The sequence below is a fragment of the Yinghuangia sp. YIM S09857 genome, from assembly GCF_051388915.1.
Lineage (GTDB): Bacteria > Actinomycetota > Actinomycetes > Streptomycetales > Streptomycetaceae > Yinghuangia.
Window position 1 is genome coordinate 147,134 of the sequence record NZ_JBPKBH010000009.1, and the last position, 16,235, is coordinate 163,368.

13 protein-coding genes are annotated in these 16,235 nt (G+C 70.3%); 6 read left to right on the plus strand and 7 right to left on the minus strand.

The window, feature by feature from the left end; genetic code table 11:
• Positions 1-98 precede the first annotated feature (98 nt).
• Entirely contained in the window at positions 99-659 is a 561-nt protein-coding gene (locus ACRX5S_RS20900; RefSeq protein WP_436774524.1) for a YceI family protein, read from the minus strand.
• A gap of 102 nt (positions 660-761) precedes the next feature.
• On the minus strand, positions 762-2,045 hold the full coding sequence (locus ACRX5S_RS20905; RefSeq protein WP_436774685.1) for a PucR family transcriptional regulator: 1,284 nt from the start codon (positions 2,043-2,045) through the stop codon (positions 762-764).
• 395 nt (positions 2,046-2,440) lie between these two features.
• Here ACRX5S_RS20905 and ACRX5S_RS20910 point away from each other — a divergent pair, with 395 nt between their 5' ends.
• Entirely contained in the window at positions 2,441-4,486 is a 2,046-nt protein-coding gene (locus ACRX5S_RS20910; protein WP_436774525.1) for a hypothetical protein, read from the plus strand.
• 171 nt (positions 4,487-4,657) lie between these two features.
• On the opposite strand, the gene ACRX5S_RS20915 is transcribed toward ACRX5S_RS20910, so the two are convergent.
• Positions 4,658-5,434, minus strand: coding sequence for a hypothetical protein (locus ACRX5S_RS20915; RefSeq protein ID WP_436774526.1), 777 nt, complete (start codon positions 5,432-5,434; stop codon positions 4,658-4,660).
• Between the two features lie 465 nt (positions 5,435-5,899).
• On the opposite strand from ACRX5S_RS20915, the gene ACRX5S_RS20920 reads away from it, so the two are divergent.
• The 3 genes from ACRX5S_RS20920 to ACRX5S_RS20930 all read left to right on the plus strand — a co-directional run bounded on the left by ACRX5S_RS20920 (position 5,900) and on the right by ACRX5S_RS20930 (position 8,670).
• The gene (locus ACRX5S_RS20920) at positions 5,900-7,186 is read left to right on the plus strand and encodes a hypothetical protein (protein ID WP_436774527.1); all 1,287 of its coding nucleotides are present in this window, start codon (positions 5,900-5,902) and stop codon (positions 7,184-7,186) included.
• Positions 7,187-7,286: 100 nt separating this feature from the next.
• A complete protein-coding gene (locus tag ACRX5S_RS20925) occupies positions 7,287-7,748 on the plus strand; it encodes a hypothetical protein (RefSeq protein ID WP_436774528.1) in 462 nt (153 codons plus the stop codon).
• 124 nt (positions 7,749-7,872) lie between these two features.
• Positions 7,873-8,670, plus strand: a complete 798-nt coding sequence (locus ACRX5S_RS20930; RefSeq protein WP_436774529.1) for an enoyl-CoA hydratase-related protein — start codon at positions 7,873-7,875, stop codon at positions 8,668-8,670.
• A 15-nt stretch (positions 8,671-8,685) separates the two neighbouring features.
• Here ACRX5S_RS20930 and ACRX5S_RS20935 read toward each other — a convergent pair whose 3' ends face one another.
• Both ACRX5S_RS20935 and lipB read right to left on the minus strand, forming a co-directional pair.
• Positions 8,686-9,459 carry a hypothetical protein gene (locus ACRX5S_RS20935; protein ID WP_436774530.1) on the minus strand — a complete coding sequence of 258 codons (774 nt, stop codon included), beginning with the start codon at positions 9,457-9,459 and terminating at the stop codon, positions 8,686-8,688.
• 31 nt (positions 9,460-9,490) lie between these two features.
• Positions 9,491-10,141 carry a lipoyl(octanoyl) transferase LipB gene (lipB, locus tag ACRX5S_RS20940; RefSeq protein WP_436774531.1) on the minus strand — a complete coding sequence of 217 codons (651 nt, stop codon included), beginning with the start codon at positions 10,139-10,141 and terminating at the stop codon, positions 9,491-9,493.
• Positions 10,142-10,335: 194 nt separating this feature from the next.
• Here lipB and ACRX5S_RS20945 point away from each other — a divergent pair, with 194 nt between their 5' ends.
• Positions 10,336-12,324 carry an ankyrin repeat domain-containing protein gene (locus ACRX5S_RS20945; RefSeq protein ID WP_436774532.1) on the plus strand — a complete coding sequence of 663 codons (1,989 nt, stop codon included), beginning with the start codon at positions 10,336-10,338 and terminating at the stop codon, positions 12,322-12,324.
• 77 nt (positions 12,325-12,401) lie between these two features.
• Here ACRX5S_RS20945 and ACRX5S_RS20950 read toward each other — a convergent pair whose 3' ends face one another.
• Both ACRX5S_RS20950 and ACRX5S_RS20955 read right to left on the minus strand, forming a co-directional pair.
• Positions 12,402-14,540: a prolyl oligopeptidase family serine peptidase gene (locus ACRX5S_RS20950; protein ID WP_436774533.1), complete on the minus strand. Its 2,139-nt coding sequence runs from the start codon at positions 14,538-14,540 to the stop codon at positions 12,402-12,404.
• A gap of 307 nt (positions 14,541-14,847) precedes the next feature.
• On the minus strand, positions 14,848-15,246 hold the full coding sequence (locus tag ACRX5S_RS20955) for a hypothetical protein (RefSeq protein ID WP_436774534.1): 399 nt from the start codon (positions 15,244-15,246) through the stop codon (positions 14,848-14,850).
• Between the two features lie 259 nt (positions 15,247-15,505).
• Here ACRX5S_RS20955 and ACRX5S_RS20960 point away from each other — a divergent pair, with 259 nt between their 5' ends.
• A complete protein-coding gene (locus ACRX5S_RS20960) occupies positions 15,506-16,180 on the plus strand; it encodes a TetR/AcrR family transcriptional regulator (protein WP_436774535.1) in 675 nt (224 codons plus the stop codon).
• Positions 16,181-16,235: the final 55 nt, after the last annotated feature.

The following is a 16,235-nucleotide window of genomic DNA, read 5'->3' on the forward strand; positions in this document are numbered from 1 at the left end:
GGGTAGGACCGGCGGCGTCACGGGGCGCGGCTCAGGATTCAGGTGGCCAGGGCTCAGATGGCCAGGGTTCAGGTGGCCAAGGCCCAGGTGGCCAGGGCTCAGGTGGTGAGGGCGGCTTCGATCTCCAGTTCTATGCGGACCTTGTCGGCCAGCGCGAGCGAGCCGTTGGGCAGGGTCATGACCGTGCCGACGCCGAAGTCGCTGCGCAGGATCTCGGTGACCGCGCTGAAGCCGGCCTTCTCGGCCCCGCTCTGCGGGTCGGTGACGGTGCCGTTGTAGGTGAGCTTGAGCTCGACCTGCTTGGTGACGCCCTTCAGGGTCAGCTCGCCCTTGACGACATAGTCGGCGTCCGTGTCCTGCACGACGCCGGTGGAGGCGAAGACCGCGGTGGGGTGGGCCGCGGCGTCGAAGAAGTCGGGGCTGAGCAGGTGGCCGTCGCGGGCCTCGTTGAGGGTGTTGAGCGACCCGACGGCGATCTCGGCGCGTACCTCCGAGGTCAGCGGGTCGTCGCCGACGGTGATGTGGCCCGAGAACTCTCCGAAGGCGCCGCGCGCCCCGGCGAGGGCGAGGTGCCGCACCGAGAACGTCACGGCCGAGTGCACCGGGTCGATCACCCAGGTGCCGGACGCGAGCTCGGGACGCGTAGGTGCCGTGGTCATGGGAACTCCCAGGGAATCGTGGAACGATGGCGTGGGGCACTGCCGGGGGACCGCCCACTGCGCCCAGGTCGTTGCTCATTCAACCAGTGTGTGGTTGCTTGTTCAACCACTGATTCGCGACGTGGAGCCCCCGCCGACGCCGCCATAGTCGCTGCCCCCGCCGACACCGCCTACGTCCCCGCCGCCGTCACCGGCCCGGCGGGCCACCAGTGCGGCGCTGACGACCGGCAGGTCCGTGGTGCGTGCCGCGTTGAGCCCGGTGAGCTGCGCGATGCGGCGCAGGCGGTAGTCGATCGTATTCGGGTGGACGTGCAGGCGGGCCGCCGCCCGGCGCCGGCTCAGGCCGAGGCGCAGGAAGACCTCCAGGGTCTCCAGCAGCTCGGGGCGTCCGGCCAGCGGCTCCAGCAGGGCGGCGAGGCGTTCGCGGGCCTCGCCGGGGCGGCTGAGCTGGTAGTCGAGCAGGACGTCGGCGAGGCGGAAGAGGCCGGTGCCGCGGCCGGTGCGGCGTACCAGGTCGACGACCTCGGCGGTCTGGCGTACGGCGTCCGGCACCCCGGCGGGCGCGGTGACGGCGCCTGCGGCGGTGATCTCCGCACCTGCCGCTTTGGCCGTACGGTCGATCAGGGCGCACAGGTCCGACCACGCCGGCGGGCGGTCCGAGACCGGGAGCAGGACCGTTCCGCCGACCGCGTCGATCACGGCGAGCACCGGTTCGTCGGCGAAGCGTTCCAACTCCGCCTGGGCGCGCCGCAGTTTGCGGCGGGCCGAGATCTTGGGGCTGCCGGTGGCGTCGCGTTCGTCCGGGTGGGGGCCGATCACGAGAGTGAGCACGACGTAGTGCGCGGCCGGGCGCAGGCCCACGCGTTCGGCCAGGTCGTCGACCGGTTCGCCGGCGATGAGCGCGGCCATGAGCGAGCGGCGGCCGTGATGTTCCTGCGTCTCCAGCGTGCGGCGTTCCTCCAGGTACGCGGCGCTCACCGCGACCGTCACCTGTCGCAGCATGCGCAGGAGGAGCGCCAACGCCTCTTTGACGTCGGCCAGTTCCTCGGGAAGCGCGTCGGCGGATATCTGCTCCCAGGCGGCCGACATGCCCACGTGGTACGCCCCGAGCACCGCGTCGAGCGGGATGCCCTCCTCGGCGCGCCGCGCGGCGGACAGGCGCTGCGCGGCGAGTTCGGTCTCCGTGGCGGGCCGCCGCTCGGTGAGGACGTGGCCGAGGATGCGCAGGTTGTGGTCGATGATCTCGGCGATCTCGCCGTGCACTTCCTCGCGGGGGAGGAGGCGGTAGACGGGGAGTTCGTCGACGATGCGGCGTACGACATGGCCGGTCAGGCGCGCGGCGCGGCCTTCGAGCCACGGCCCGACGGTGCGTCCGCCGATGGTGATGGGGAGCGGCGGGCGGGCCGGCGCCTCGGGGTCGGTGCCCGGGGGGCCGGGGGGCTGCGCCGCGTCCGGGGGCTCGGCGGGGGAGTGGTGGGGCGCGGTTTCGGAGGTGACGGCCCGGCCGCGCGAGGCGGCGGGCTTGTGACGGGTCACAGGGCACCCCCGTTAAGTCTGCGTAACTTCCCAGGTGGCAACGCGTCGTGGGACCAGCAAGATGTCAGTGAACCATTGCCGCGCACCGCTGCGACAGTCCGCGCAGAGGGCCGCGATGGGGGGTGGGGGGTCCGGCGACCGTCCGCGCCGTGACACGGCCCTGGATCGTCCGCCGCGCTCCGGGGCCTTTGCCTGCCTGCTGTTTGTGTTGCCGTTGACGCGAAATGCCGCCAGGAGGTGGTCTGTTGAGGCCTCGAACCCGTGCCGTCGTCGCGCTCGCGGGCGCGTTGCTGTTGTCCGTGCCCGCCGGTCCCGCGATCGCCCACGACGAGGGGAGGGACGACGGCCGTACGGAGGCGCTGACCGCCGAGGAGCGCGCGAGTGCGCCGGAATGCGACCCGATCGACCCGGCGGCGTGCATGCTGCCGTTCCCAAATGACTGGTATACGGTCAGGGACCGTCGCAGCGAGACCGGAAGGCGCCTCGCGCTGACGCCGTCGATGATGCCGGTGAACACCGCGGGGCAGACGGCGGATCCGACGGCGTTCAATCGCGGCGACGGGTTCTCGCCGGGGTCGACGCTCGTGGTGCGGGTGCCGGGGATCAGCCTGCCGAAATCCGGTGCGGCGCCCGTCACCGACGTCGCGCGGTCGCTGTCACGGGACGCGCCGATCGTCATCGTGGACAACAAGACCGGGCAACGCTGGCCCTACTGGGCAGAGTTGGATTCGCACGCGACGAACCCGGACCGGCAGGCTCTACTCGTGCACCCGGCGCGGAACTTCATCCCCGGACACACGTACTCGATCGGCCTGCGCAACCTTCGGGACGAGGCGGGGCAACCGATCGGTGCCGGTGAGGCGTTCGCGCGTGTTGCCGGACGGGCGCTGCCTCGGCACGACCCGTTGTGGCTGCGCCAGAAGCAACTGCGGCCGGTGCTGCGGGAACTCGCCGACCACGGGCGGGTCGATCCGCGAAGCCTGTACCTGGCCTGGGACTTCACGGTCGCGAGTACCGAGAACACCACGGAGAGCCTGCTCGGGATCCGCGACGACGCGTTCGACGACCTGGGGCGGCGGGCGCCCGCGTACACGATCACGTCGGTCCAGGACTTCACCCCCGAGCAGGACGACCGCATCGCGCGCGAGGTCAAGGGCTTTGTGGCGGTGCCGAGTTACCTGAACGCGCCGGGCGGGCCGCCGGGTTCGTCGTTCAACTACGGGCGTGACGGGACGCCGCGGCAGTTGCCGGGGAACGTCCAGCAGGCGCCGTTCCAGTGCGAGATCCCGCGCAGCGCGTTTGCGGCGCCGTCGCAGGCGTCGCTGTACGGCCACGGCCTGCTGGGCAGCGAGCGCGAGGTTCGCGGCTCGAACGTGCGGTCAATGGCCAACGAGCACAACTTCACGTTCTGCGCGACGAAGTGGATCGGGATGAGCGAGGACGACATCCCGGTCGTGATCGCCTCGCTGACGAACATCGGCAACTTCGACGCCGTGGCCGACCGGCTGCAACAGGGTGTGCTGGACACGCTCTTCCTCGGGCGGCTGATGAGCCACCCGAAGGGCTTCGCGGCCGATCCGGCGTTCCGGAGCGCGGAGGGGCGTCCGGTGATCGACACCCGGAAGGGCGTGGTCTACGACGGCAACAGCCAGGGCGGGATCATGGGTGGCATCACGGTCGCGGTGTCGCAGGACGTGCGGCGCGGGGTGTTGGGCGTGACAGGTATGAACTACGGCGGGCTGCTGCTGAACCGGAGCAGCGACTTCGTGCAGTTCCAGCCGCTGCTGGACGGGGCGTACCCCGACAAGATCGACCAGCAGATCAGCCTGCTGCTGATGCAGTTGCTGTGGGACCGCGCGGAGACGAACGGGTATGCGGCGAACATGACGAGCCGTCCGCTGCCGGATACGCCACGGCACCAGGTGCTGATGCAGATCGCCTTCGGCGACCACCAGGTGGCGAACGTGTCGGCGGAGGTGCAGGCGCGCACGATGGGCGCCCGGATCGTGTCGCCCGCGCTCGCACCCGGGCGGAGTCCGGATGTGACACCGTACTGGGGTATCTCGCCGATCACGCGCTATCCGTACTCGGGGTCGTCTGCGCTGGTGGTGTGGGACAGCGGGACTCCGGCGCCGCCACTCACCAATACTCCGCCGTTCGAGCCGGACTACGGGGAGGACCCGCACTCCGACCCGCGCAACTCGGCGGCAGCACGCGTGCAGAAGGCGGTGTTCCTGACGACGGGGAAGGTCGTGGACGTATGCGACGGGGCACCGTGCCGGGCGGGTTGATCCGGTGACGTAGTGGCAGTTCGCGAACGGGCGTTTACGAACCAACATTCGCAAACGCCCTTTCGCAAACGCCCTTTCGCAAACGCCAACTCACAAACCCGATTCGTGAACGGTCATTCACAAACCCGTTTGTGAACGACCGTTCCCGAACGGCGATTCGCAAACGTACGTTCATAAGCCGCTGTGCAGGACGCGTGCCCGTTCGGCGACATGCTCGGCCTGCTCGGCAGAGAGGCACCGCGCTTCCCACAGCAGCAGTGCAGCATCCTCCGCCCCCCGAGCCCGAGCCCGAGGCGGCGGCATCGCCTCGTTCGGAGCCGTCCGAACACCTGTCACCGCGGCCAGCGCGTGGACGTCCACGCCCAGCAGACACGCGAAATCCGTCACCAGGCGGGACGTCAAGTCCATGCGGCCAGTGCCGATCGCGCCGTAGGTGGCCGCCGAGAGATAGGTAGGCGTAGTCAGCGCCAAGAGCTTCGCCATGCCCGCCCAGTCCAAATTGCGGTACTGGAGCATGCGGACCACCCAACCTCCTGGGCCGGCGTGGGGCGCGAGTAGTTCGACGGCGAACGGAGAGCGCCGCGGCTGCCGCGGCAGCGAGCGTACGAGAAGGAGGAGTTCGCGGCGCTCCGCGGCAGGCAGGCGTATCGCGTCCAGCACGAAATTGGCCACCGACCGCCCGGCCGACGCATCCACCGGCGTCAGATCGTCGGGGATCCGCGCTCCCGCCAGCACGAACAGGTCCACGGGCCGGAAGCCCACAATGGGCGCGATCTGCCGCAGCAGGGCCTCGCTGGGAAGCGCCCCTGCGAGTGCCGCTCGGATGTCATCCGCCGTCAATCCGGCGCGATCGGCCAGCTCCTGCGGGCTGAGCTGCTTGTGCTCGAGTAGCCGCCATAACGGCACTCCGAAGGACGGTCGCTCTGGCGCATCCGCAGACTCGCTCATCCGGCAGATTGAACATGGGAGGCACCGAGTGGGACAAGCAGCGCCTCGTGGCCGTCGCCGCCGCCTCCGCATGCGATCGTCACGCACCACCGTGGCCGCCGGAACTCTCCTCGGGCCGTTGTGAAGTGGCGACTCTGTGGCCTTCCGGCGTCGGCGCTGTGGATGGCGAACGCCAGGTTGCCCGTCAATGTTTGCGAACGTTCGTTTGCGAACGGCGGTTTGTGAATGGGGGTTTGTTAACCGGCGTTCGTGAATCCATGATTGCGAACCGCTCTTCACCAACCCGCATTTGCGAACACTCGTTTGTGGATGGGGGTTGGTGACGGCTGTGTGTGAACCGTCCGTCGTATTTGTTGCGCTGTACGGATGAACTTTCCGGTCCGGTCCCGGGAGGGAGCGTCCGTCCGGGCCACTGGAAGGTTGGGGGTCTTGTAGCGTCGGCGGGTCCACCATGGGAGGAGCGGAATGCGCACGCGGTTGCGGACCACAAGGCGAACGGCGCGAACGGCACGCCCACGCGGCAGGGCGGTCCTGGCCACGGCCCTGGTCTCGTTGACGCTGGCCGCCCCCGCCACAGCCGCCGACGCACACACCGACCCGCACCCGGAACCGCGCGCCGACGACCCCGCCTGGCACACCTGGCCCCTCGGCACCCCGCGCGACAACCAGGAGCTGCGCGCCGTCGCCGCCCTCGGCCCGCGCGACGTCTGGGCGGTCGGCTACCGGGGCGACAGCGGCGACGGCCCGCCGCTCGTCCAGCACTTCGACGGAACGCTGTGGCACGACCTCGCCGTCCCGGTGGCCGGTGGCAAGGGCCAGTTCGACACAGTCGCGCCGCTCGCGCCCGACGACGTCTGGGCGATCGGGCACCGCAACGACGCCGAGGCCTTCAACGACCGCGCCCTCGCGGTGCACTTCGACGGCAAGGTCTGGCGCGAGACGCCGATGCCGGAGGAGCCGCACAACGTCTCGGCGTACCCGTTCGGCACCGCCGCGATCGGCCCCGCCGACGTGTGGACCGTGGGCGCCCTCGCGCAGGACCGGATCGCCAGTCCGCACCCCCTCGCTTACCACTGGGACGGCGCCGAGTGGACCGCCGCGACCACCCCGGACCCGGGCGGCGACGCCATCCTGTTCGCTGCGGCGGCCGACGGGGCGGGCGGTGCCTGGGCGGTGGGCGTCACCTACACGGACGGTGTCGGACGTCCGCTCGTCGAGCACTGGGACGGCAAAGCGTGGCGCATCGTCGACGTCCCGTTCGACCCGGAGCGCGCGCACAGCCTCGAAGGCGTCACCGTCCTCGCCCCCGACGACGCCTGGGCGGTCGGCGGCACCAGCGCGGCCGGGGGACAGTCGCGCCCGGTCGCGTACCACTGGGACGGCACCGCCTGGACCGAGGCCGTCACCCCCGCGATCGACGCGAACCTGCACGCCGCCTCCGCCGACCCGACCAGCGGCGTCGTGTGGGCGGTCGGCTCCCAGCCCGACGAGGACATGCCCGCCGTGCTGCTGCGCTGGGACGGCACGTCCTGGACCCGGGTGCCCGCCGCCGACGACCCCGACGCGCGCGGCGCCTCGCTGTTCTCGGTCGCCGCCGTCCCCGGCGCCGACCCGGCCATGCCGTCCGCCTGGGCGGTGGGCTCGACGCTCCCGACGTACCAGACCCCCTGGCACGCGGTGATCGAGGGGTACGGCCCCCCGCCGAGCCGGATCGCCGGAACCCGCGTCCCGAGCGTCGGTCCGATCCCGTAGCCGCACATCACCGGCCGACGCCGAGCCCCAACGCACGAGACACTGTTGACGGCGCCGATTCCGGCGCCGTCACGGTGTCCGACGACGGGGGAGGCAACTGTTGGGCGGGAAAGGCCAGTTCGAGGACAAGTGGGCGTACGACCCGAAGGCGGCGTCGCTCAAGCCGGACTCAGTGCCCACCGAGGAGTCCGATGGGCCGATCCGCCCATTGACCGGCGGCCTGTACATCGACGACGACCCGACCGCAGAACCTGACAAGGACATCTTCTACGGCTACCTCAGGTTCACCCCGCCCGACCGCGTCACCAGCGTCACCAGCTCCGGGAACCCCGAACAAGTCGCCCGCTGGCTGGGCCCCGAGCACCGCTTCTCCAGCCATGGGACGTACGAACTCTTCGGTGCCGCGATCTCGTTCGCCGCCACGTCGAAGTCCGGGACCGTCCTCTACCAGGGCGTGATCGGCCCCGGCGCGCTCACGCTGGCCCTCGACTCGCGCAGCCTGATCAACGGCCACCGCGCACACCGGACGTACCACTTCGAGCCGATCGACTTCCCCGACTGAGCCAGGCGACCGCCCCACCCCCGTCCGCGCGCTCCCGACTCCCACGGCCTGCCGCGTACACCCCGCCCCGCCGCAGCGAGTAAGTTGACCTGGTCAATAAGTTCCGGCGAGAGGCGGTACGCGGATGTCCGGGTCGAACACCAGCTCCCCCGAGACCGGCACCCCGAGCGCTCCCACAGTCGTGCTCGAACGCCACGGCCGCGTTCTTGTGATCTCCCTGCGCCGCGAGCACAAGCGCAACGCCGTCGACCAGGACATCAGCGACGGCATCGAAAAGGGCCTCGACCTCCTGGAGGGCGACCCCGACCTGTGGTGCGGCGTCATCACCGGGACACCGACCGTGTTCTCGGCGGGCACCGACCTGTCCGCGGGATACGCGCCCAAGACCGAGCGCGGCGGCTCGTACGGCATGATCCGCCGCGCGCGTACCAAGCCGCTGATCGCCGCGGTCGAGGGGTACGCCCTCGGCGGCGGCTTCGAGATCGTGCTCGCCTGCGACCTGGTCGTCGCCTCGCGCGAGGCCACCTTCGGCCTGCCCGAGGTCCGTCGCGGACTGCTGGCCAACTGCGGGGCCGTCTTCCGCGCACCGCGTACGCTCCCGCTCAACGTCGCGCGCGAACTCCTCGTCACCGGTGAACCGACCGACGCCGCACGCATGTACGGCCTCGGCGTCGTCAACCGGCTCACCGAACCAGGTCAGGCCCTCGAAGGCGCGCTCGAACTGGCCGACCGCGTCTGCCTCAATTCGCCGACCGCGGTGTCCCATGTCCTCCAGGCCGTCGAGCAGGTGACCGCCGCGGACGACGAACTCGGCTGGCAGGTAACCGAGGATGGCTTCCGCACCGTCGTGGCCTCGGAGGACGCGAAGGAGGGCCTGACCGCGTTCCTTGAGAAGCGACCCCCGGAGTGGACGGGTCGCTGAGCGGCTCACCGCCCGTCACGAAAACTGCACGCCGAAATGCCCCAGGATCACCGGGACGTTCACCCACCGTGCCGGTGACCTGCGGGTGTCCAGATACTGGCACTCGAATCCCGAATACCGGTCGAGCTTGGCCGTCGTGAGGTGCGGGATCACGTCGCACCGCAGCTTGTCGGACTTGTCGTGGTACATCTCCCAGAACGCGCCGTAGACGCCGGCGTCCACCAGCACGCCCGTCTCCGGCAGGTAGGTCCGGTACGAGGTGAAGGCGTAGCCCACACCCTCGATCACGACGGCCCAGTTGACCTCGACGCCCTCGTACACCACGGTGCAACCGGCGTTCCCCCCGGCCTTGTTCGGGATCGGGCCCTTCGGGCACGACGCCGAGATCCGTCCCGGGACCCCGGCCAACCGCAGGGTCTTCTCCTGGAGTTCGTGCAGCACCTTGTCGGTCAGCGACGCCTCGATGTCGGGCGCCGGTGGCAGGGCCGCTGCCAACTTCGCGTCGTCGCCGTTGAAGTACCCGGGCTGCGGCGCGGTGACCTCGATCGGCAGTTCAAGCCCCTTGGTCACCGTCGGATCCGGATCCGGAACCGGCGAACCGGGCGAGCCCGGTGAGGACCCGTCAGGCGCCCCAGGCGACGGAGTGGACGACGCCGAAGCGGACCCCGAGGAGCCCCCGTCGTCGTCCCCCCAGACCACCAGCCCCAGCGCCACACCGGCCAGGCACAACACCAGCACGATGCCCGCCTGGCCGATTCCGCCGAGATCCTTCAGTCCCCGCCTGGCCACCACCGCAGCATACGGTGTCCCCGCAACCGGTTCAGGAGGCCGGTCCCGAGACCGACGCGCCGGACAACGCCTCCCACACGGCGTCCCGCACCGCCTCCTCACTCGGCGTCAGGCGTCCGCTTTCCTCCGCGAGTTCGGCGATGGACGTCATCTTCACGCCCGGCAGCGAACATGCCGTGAACGTCGTGAACGGAGCCAGGTCCACCGACACGTTCAGCGCGAACCCGTGGCTTGTCACGCCCTTGCGGATGCGCATGCCGATCGACGCGATCTTGCGGAGGTCCGGCGTCCACACCCCCACCAGGCTCGCCCCGCCCGAAGGCGTCTCCCGCCGCACCGCCGGAAACCCCAGCGACCCCAGCGCCTCGACCAGGCCCAGTTCCATCCACCGCACCACGTCCCCGGGCCCACCCTCGCGTACGTTCATCACCAGGTAGCCGACGAGCTGCCCCGGCCCGTGGTACGTCGCGTGCCCGCCCCGGTCCACCTCAACCAGCGCGATCCCAGCCTCCGGACCCGGCAGTTCCCCGGCAGGCGTACGGGCGCTGTGCGTCACCACCGGCGGATGCGACAGCAAGAACAACCTGTCGCCGGCCCTGCCCTCCTGCCGCTCGCGGACCCACCCCGCCATCTGCTCCGCTGCGACGTCGTACGCCACTTCACCCAGGTCGACCCGCTCCACGAACAACTCCCGCACAAGTCCTCGAACACGAAACCTGCCCCGGGGCCGTGTCCGCCACCGCAGCCGACCGAGGGACGCAGTCAACAACAACTCACAAGACCCACTCCATCCCCGCCACCACGCCCGCGGCGGGCCAAACCCACCAACTCCGGCCGCCCATACGGTTGTCGGTCCTCCTTGGCACCCTGCCGCACATGGGCTTCTTCGACGGACTCATCACACCCGACCCTCCCGAGCCGGAGCCGACTCCTCCGCAGGAGATCCGGCTCCCGCGTTACGTCCCCCCGAACGGCATCGAGGAGCACCCGCCGACGCACATGTTCGTACCCGCCTGGGCGGAGCAGATCGTCGAGGTCGGCCGGGGCGACGACGTCCGCATCGTGCTCAACGGCTGGGAAGTGTGGCGGCACTCCGCGACCTTGCGGCTGGGCGTCTTCCGCTCCCGCATCACCACCGGCGGCCCGCAGCGACCTCACCCGATGGGACGTCCGCCCGCGGGAGGCCTCCGCTGCGGACTCCTCCTCGGCGACGGCCGACGCGTCACCACCCTGGACGGTCAGCCGTGGCCCGCGCCGCCGCCCGGCAGCGCTCCGCGGCCGACCCTGACCCTCCGCCCCGGCATGGGCGGCGGCCACCACTTCGATGTGGCCCTGCACCTCTCGCAGTTGCCGCCGGACGGCCCGCTCCGCCTGATCATCGAGTGGCCGGACGCCGGGGTGGTCGAGACCGCGACCGAACTCGACGCCGCACTCGTCCGCGCCGCCTCCCAACGGGCCCACGAAGCCTGGCCCGACCTCGACCCGCCCCCACCGCCGAGCGCGGACGACGGATCGGCGCTGAGGTACACCACCATCAGCACCAGCACCGGCGCCGCGGACATCATGGCCGCGCCCAGGCCACCGATGCCCCCGCAATCCATGCCCGCGCAGCCTATGCGCCCGCAGCCCATGCGCCACGTACCGAGGCCCCACCCCGGGCCCATGCCGGCCCAGGCAATGCCGCCCCGGCCCATGCCGCAACCGCGCCCGCACCCTTGGCCCCCCGCGCCCGCCGGGACGGGCACCCGGACACCGCCCCGCAGCCCGGCCGCCCATGCCTCCGCCGTGAACACCCCGCCCCCACCTCCACCCTCACACGAGCGAGGCGACTGGGAGGAAATGGGACGCAACGGCCTCGCCGACCTCGAACTCGTCCGCGCCCGCCTCGCCCTCGGCGCCGATCCGAATCAGCAGCGCGGTGAGGACGGCGGCAACGTCCTGCACGTCGCGACGGAGTTCGGATCCCCCGACGTAGTGGCCGAGTTGGCCGCGCACGTGGACGACATCGACGCCGTGGCCCCGTGGTCCGGGGAGAGCGCACTCTGGAAGGCGGTGTGCCTGGGCAAGACCGACAACGCTGCCGCGCTGCTCGCCGCGGGCGCCGACCCCTGGCGTCCCGTCATGGGGCGCCATTCGGCCGGCTCCATCGCCCGCTGGACCAAACTCGCCCCGCTCTTCGCGCAGTTGCCCGGCTACGTCGCTCCCACCGACGCCGAGCGGGCCGCCCAGGACGCGGCCGACCGGCAGGCCGTGGTCATTGCCGAAGAGGAGTACTTCATGCTCTCGGTGACGTTTGTCGCCGGACTGGACGAGGACGAGGTCATCCACCGCCTGGGCGGCGACCCGTCCGACTGCCCCGTCCTCGACCTCGACGCCACCCCCGGCCCGTTCGGCACCGGTCCCGACGGCTTCAACCCGCACGACCCGGACGTGGCCGAACGCTTCGTCGGCATCCGTGCGGTGCCGGGCGGATGCGCCGTCCTGCAACCGAACGGACTCATCGCGGCCACCTCCACGGTGGTCACCGCGCTGTCCCGCGGAACCCGCGCGTACGGGATCTACCTCAGCTTCGTCAAGGGCACGTACGGCGAACTCGCGGTCGACGGCACCTCCGTGTGCAACGAAGAACTACAGCGGAACCTGCGCGGCGAGTCCCTGGACAGCCAGGCGCTCTACCGCTTCTGGGACAACGACCCCGAGGGTGCGGTCGACAGCCACATCATGTGGACGGCGTACAAACTGGCCTACGCCGCGGCCGAAGCAGGCGTCTCCGTCACCGACGCCTCGCAGATCGCCGGCCCACCGAACCGCTGGCTCGAACTCCCGCCCGACAGCCCCCTGTTGCGGCGCCCCGCACAGGCTTGAGGCCGAACCACCGTGGTGATCAGGGCGTAGTTCTCCTCACCGCGTTGGTTGGGGCGAAGCCTTCGATCCACTGTGCCTCATGGCCCTGCGTTGATGGTCTTGCTCAGGTGCACGCCCACCTGGGGTTTGTGCGTGGCCTCCGTGGCGGAGGCAGGGGCCGAACCCGAGAGTTCGCTGTCGGTTTCCTCTGCTGGAAAGGAGGCTGGGTGTGTTCCGGGTATCGCGGATATGGGTGTGAGGCCGATGCTGACCACCCCCAGAAGGCGGGGCAAGCTCCGCGTCGAGTCATTGCGGGGTCCTGGCAGGTTCGAAATCGACGCCTTGGCAAGGCTCTTGTCGGCAGCGGCTTGCAGTGGGGAGTGGGCCGGTTCTTGGTGGAGGTCCGCTGCGCGTGACGATTCCGATCGGGCCTGCGAGGCGGTGGGCGGCGGTTCCAAGTCCACCGCACGGGCCATGGCTTCCATGATCCGTGCCCGCCATGTGGCGGGGGCGTCTCCGTGCTGGTGGCCGCCGACCGCCGACACGACCGACTCGTGCTTGATGCCGTGTTCCTTCAGGGTCTTGACCCAGGCTTCGCCGTGCAGTTCCGGGCCCACGCGGTCGTCCTGCTGGGCCCAGGCCACGATGAAGTAGCGATCGGCGTGGGAGAAGCCGTGGAGGGCGGCTTGCTTGAACGCGTCGGACCCGGAGAGGTCACCGGGTCCCATGTCCCACATTTTGCTGGCGTCTGTGACGTTCTCGGGGTAGGGCGGGAGAGCGACCATCGGCGCCATCATGACGACGGCGTGGAGGAGTTCGGGGTTACGGCGGTGGAGTTCGGCGAGCACCGCACCGGGGCCGGAGACACTGAAGGCAACCACGGGTCCGTCCTGGATGATGCCCTCGGCCCGCAGCGTCTCGGTGCCGTTCTCCCAATCCGTGAGAGCCAGGTCGCGGGCGGGACCTTGACGGGATAGGTACCACTTCTGGCCGAGATCTCCCCCGCCGGGAAGGCAGAACGTGACCCACGTGCCCCCGGCCTCGCGCCAGGCGTCGGCCATGTCGGCGATCCCGGGCGAGGCCTCCGGGGCGGTGGTGAGGCCGAACTGGCCGTATCCGGTGACCAGCACGGGCGACGACTTCCCCGCTCGGCCGCGGATCCGCGAGACGTACATGACCCCCGCCGGCACGTCGCCGGCCGGCTGAAAGGGGATCTTGAGGACTTCGAGGTCGTCGCGCGGCGGGGGCATGGCAAGCTCGGGCTTGACTGCCCAGAGGCGTGTCGAAGGGGTGGGGGAGTCGAGGCGGTGCGCGGTTGTCCCCTTGTAGCCGGTCGCGTCCCACTTCACCACGATGTCGTCGCCTGACGAGCTGACCGAGGCCACCGCCGCCATGCGGACGCCGGTCGGTGGCTTCAGGGTGTGCAGCAACGCTCCGTCGTCGGCGGAGTGCACGGTCAGCACACTCTCGGCGTCGGTGGCGCGCGCGACCAGTACGGCGGACCGGCCGCCACGTGTCCCGACCACGTGGACCTGGGTGAGAACCGTGCGGGGATTCGGGTCCTCGGGAAGGAACTCCTCCCACTCGTCACGCGCGTGCACTCGGTCCGGGGAGACTCGGTAGATCGCGCCGCGGTCACGTCGATCTTGCGCGATCAGGTACAGCATGCCGTCGTGCTCTGCCATCAAGTGCCACTCTGCGGGCACATGGGTGTATGCGGCGCTCCATCCGGCACCCGGGGAGGGGCGCCCCGACGGCTCAAGTGCGGTGGAGAGGACGGCGGTACGGGTCCCGGTTCCCGGTGAGCGCATCACGACGAGGCGGGTTCCGTCGTTCGACAGATACGCCCGACCCAGGTTCGGCAGTTCGCCCTCCGCGTCGGCGACCACCGGGACCTTCATGTCGACGTCCTCGGTCGCCGGGCGGCCGACGGTGTGCAGGAAGAGACGCCTGCTCAGCGGATTCTTCACGGAATCGAGCCGCGTATAGAGGAAGCGTGAACTGTCCGACGTCCAGGTCACGTGGGAGAAGCGGCAGCGATCGATCGGCCCGTCGACGAACCTCCCGGCCTCGATGTCGTAGACGAACATATGCGACTCCGAGGCGTGCCCGAGCACTTGGACCGCTACCAGGCGGTTGTCGGGAGACGGGAAGAAGTCCCGGATCAGCATGCCTGGTGCGAAGTCCTTGGGGTCCAGGACCATCGACCGTCTGCTCTTGCGGCCGTCTTCGGCCACGTGGGGTAAGTCGATGTGGAGCTGGTTGGTCGCGGCTCCTTCGAGGTGGACAAGGTGGAATTGACGGGCGTCTCTGCTGGATATGAACGCCACGCTGGTCCGGCGCGGACCCAAGGCCTCCGTCCACCGCTCGACCCTCTCGACACGGTCGTTGTCGAAGTCTGTTGCATGCAACGGAGGTTCCAAACTTTGTGGACCTTCGCGCGAGATCCGGTCCGGGGCGGGGCGGGGCAGGGCGGCTGCGGCCAAGCGCCGACCACGGGTGCCCGCCGGAGAGGGCAGCGTGGTCGGCGCCCGCGTGGTCGGGTCAGGCCGTGACCTTCTCCACGGCGCCGCACCCGAGTTCCTTGGCGCCTTCCATGACGCAGGCCTGCATGTAGATCACACGACCTTCCTTCCAGGAGTTGTCGTGGAACACCGTGGTCCCGGCGCCGTTGTAGTTGCGCTTGTAGTAGGCGCCGGAACTCTGCGTGTCCAAGCGGTACTTGACCGCGGTGCTGTGGCCGTCGGCGCAGCCGTCGTAGACCCTGAACTTCTCTCCGTAGGACTCGAACCAGGCGACGGCGCAACCGTTGTAGCGCCAATTGTTGTTGATCGTCGCAGCGTAAACCTTGTCCCCCGCGGCTGTCGCCTGGCCTCCGGTGCCGACGACCAGGCTGGTGACGGCCGCGATGCCGAGACAGGCGGATGTGAGTTTCCTTCGCATCGTGCGAACACCTCTATCGATCTGAACCCAGGGCGTGGCGCCCTGTGGGGTGGGAGAGTCGCCGAGTCGGCTCACGAAGCTCTGCGGACGGTGCGGTGTGCCGCGACGTCCGCATCACGGGGGCCAGATCGGGGCGCCAGGCTAACGCAGGACAACTTGCATTTAAAGAGGTTCGACCTCTCTCCAAGCACCGGATTCGTGGCCGGGTTCCCCGTACGGGAGCCCGCACGGTCCGCTGGGGGGACCGATACGGCGGGCTGTGGCATCCCGCGCTAGCCTCGGCCTTTTCGACCTCGTCGAGTCGGAGCCCGAGTTGAGCGAGACCGCGGGGACACCCGGATCACTGCGTCCGGGCGGCCGCACCGCGCGCACCCGCGCCGCGGTGCTCGGCGCCGTGTCCGCCGAACTCGGGGAGAACGGCTATGCGGGCCTGACCGTGGAGAACGTGGCGCGCCGAGCGGGTGTGCACGCGACCACCGTCTACCGGCGCTGGCAGACCGTCGAAGGCTTGGTCGTCGACCTGATGACCACGCTGGGGGCCACCGAACTCCCCTTCCCCGACACCGGGGCACTGGCCGACGATCTCCAGGCGTTCGCCCGATCGATCGTCGCTCTGTACGAGGACAACACGACCGTCCGCGCGCTGATCGAGACGGTCGTCGCCGCGGCGACCAGGAATCGGGCTGCGGCCGACACGCTGCACGAGTTCTTCAAGGTCCGCAACAAGCAGGCGAGCGTGATCGTGGAACGCGCCGTCGAACGGGGCGAACTGCCGCACGAGACCGACGGCGTGGAACTCATCTCGACGCTGGGTGCCCCCATCTACTACCGAATGCTCGTCTCCCGCAGGCCGATTGACACCGCGCTCGCCGACCTCGCCGCAGACGTGGCGTACGCCGCCGCCCTGAGCGGTGCGTTCCGCCTGCGCGCGTAGACACCGCGGACGCACCACATGGGACCGGGGGGGGGGGGGGGGGGGGGGGGGGGGG

Excerpts from the sequence above, each read along its gene's own strand:
- ACRX5S_RS20900 (WP_436774524.1), bottom strand. The coding sequence starts at position 659 with ATGACCACGGCACCTACGCGTCCCGAGCTCGCGTCCGGCACCTGGGTG.
- ACRX5S_RS20915 (WP_436774526.1), bottom strand. The coding sequence starts at position 5,434 with ATGAGCGAGTCTGCGGATGCGCCAGAGCGACCGTCCTTCGGAGTGCCG.
- ACRX5S_RS20920 (WP_436774527.1), top strand. The coding sequence starts at position 5,900 with ATGCGCACGCGGTTGCGGACCACAAGGCGAACGGCGCGAACGGCACGC.
- ACRX5S_RS20930 (WP_436774529.1), top strand. The coding sequence starts at position 7,873 with ATGTCCGGGTCGAACACCAGCTCCCCCGAGACCGGCACCCCGAGCGCT.
- ACRX5S_RS20945 (WP_436774532.1), top strand. The coding sequence starts at position 10,336 with ATGGGCTTCTTCGACGGACTCATCACACCCGACCCTCCCGAGCCGGAG.
- ACRX5S_RS20955 (WP_436774534.1), bottom strand. The coding sequence starts at position 15,246 with ATGCGAAGGAAACTCACATCCGCCTGTCTCGGCATCGCGGCCGTCACC.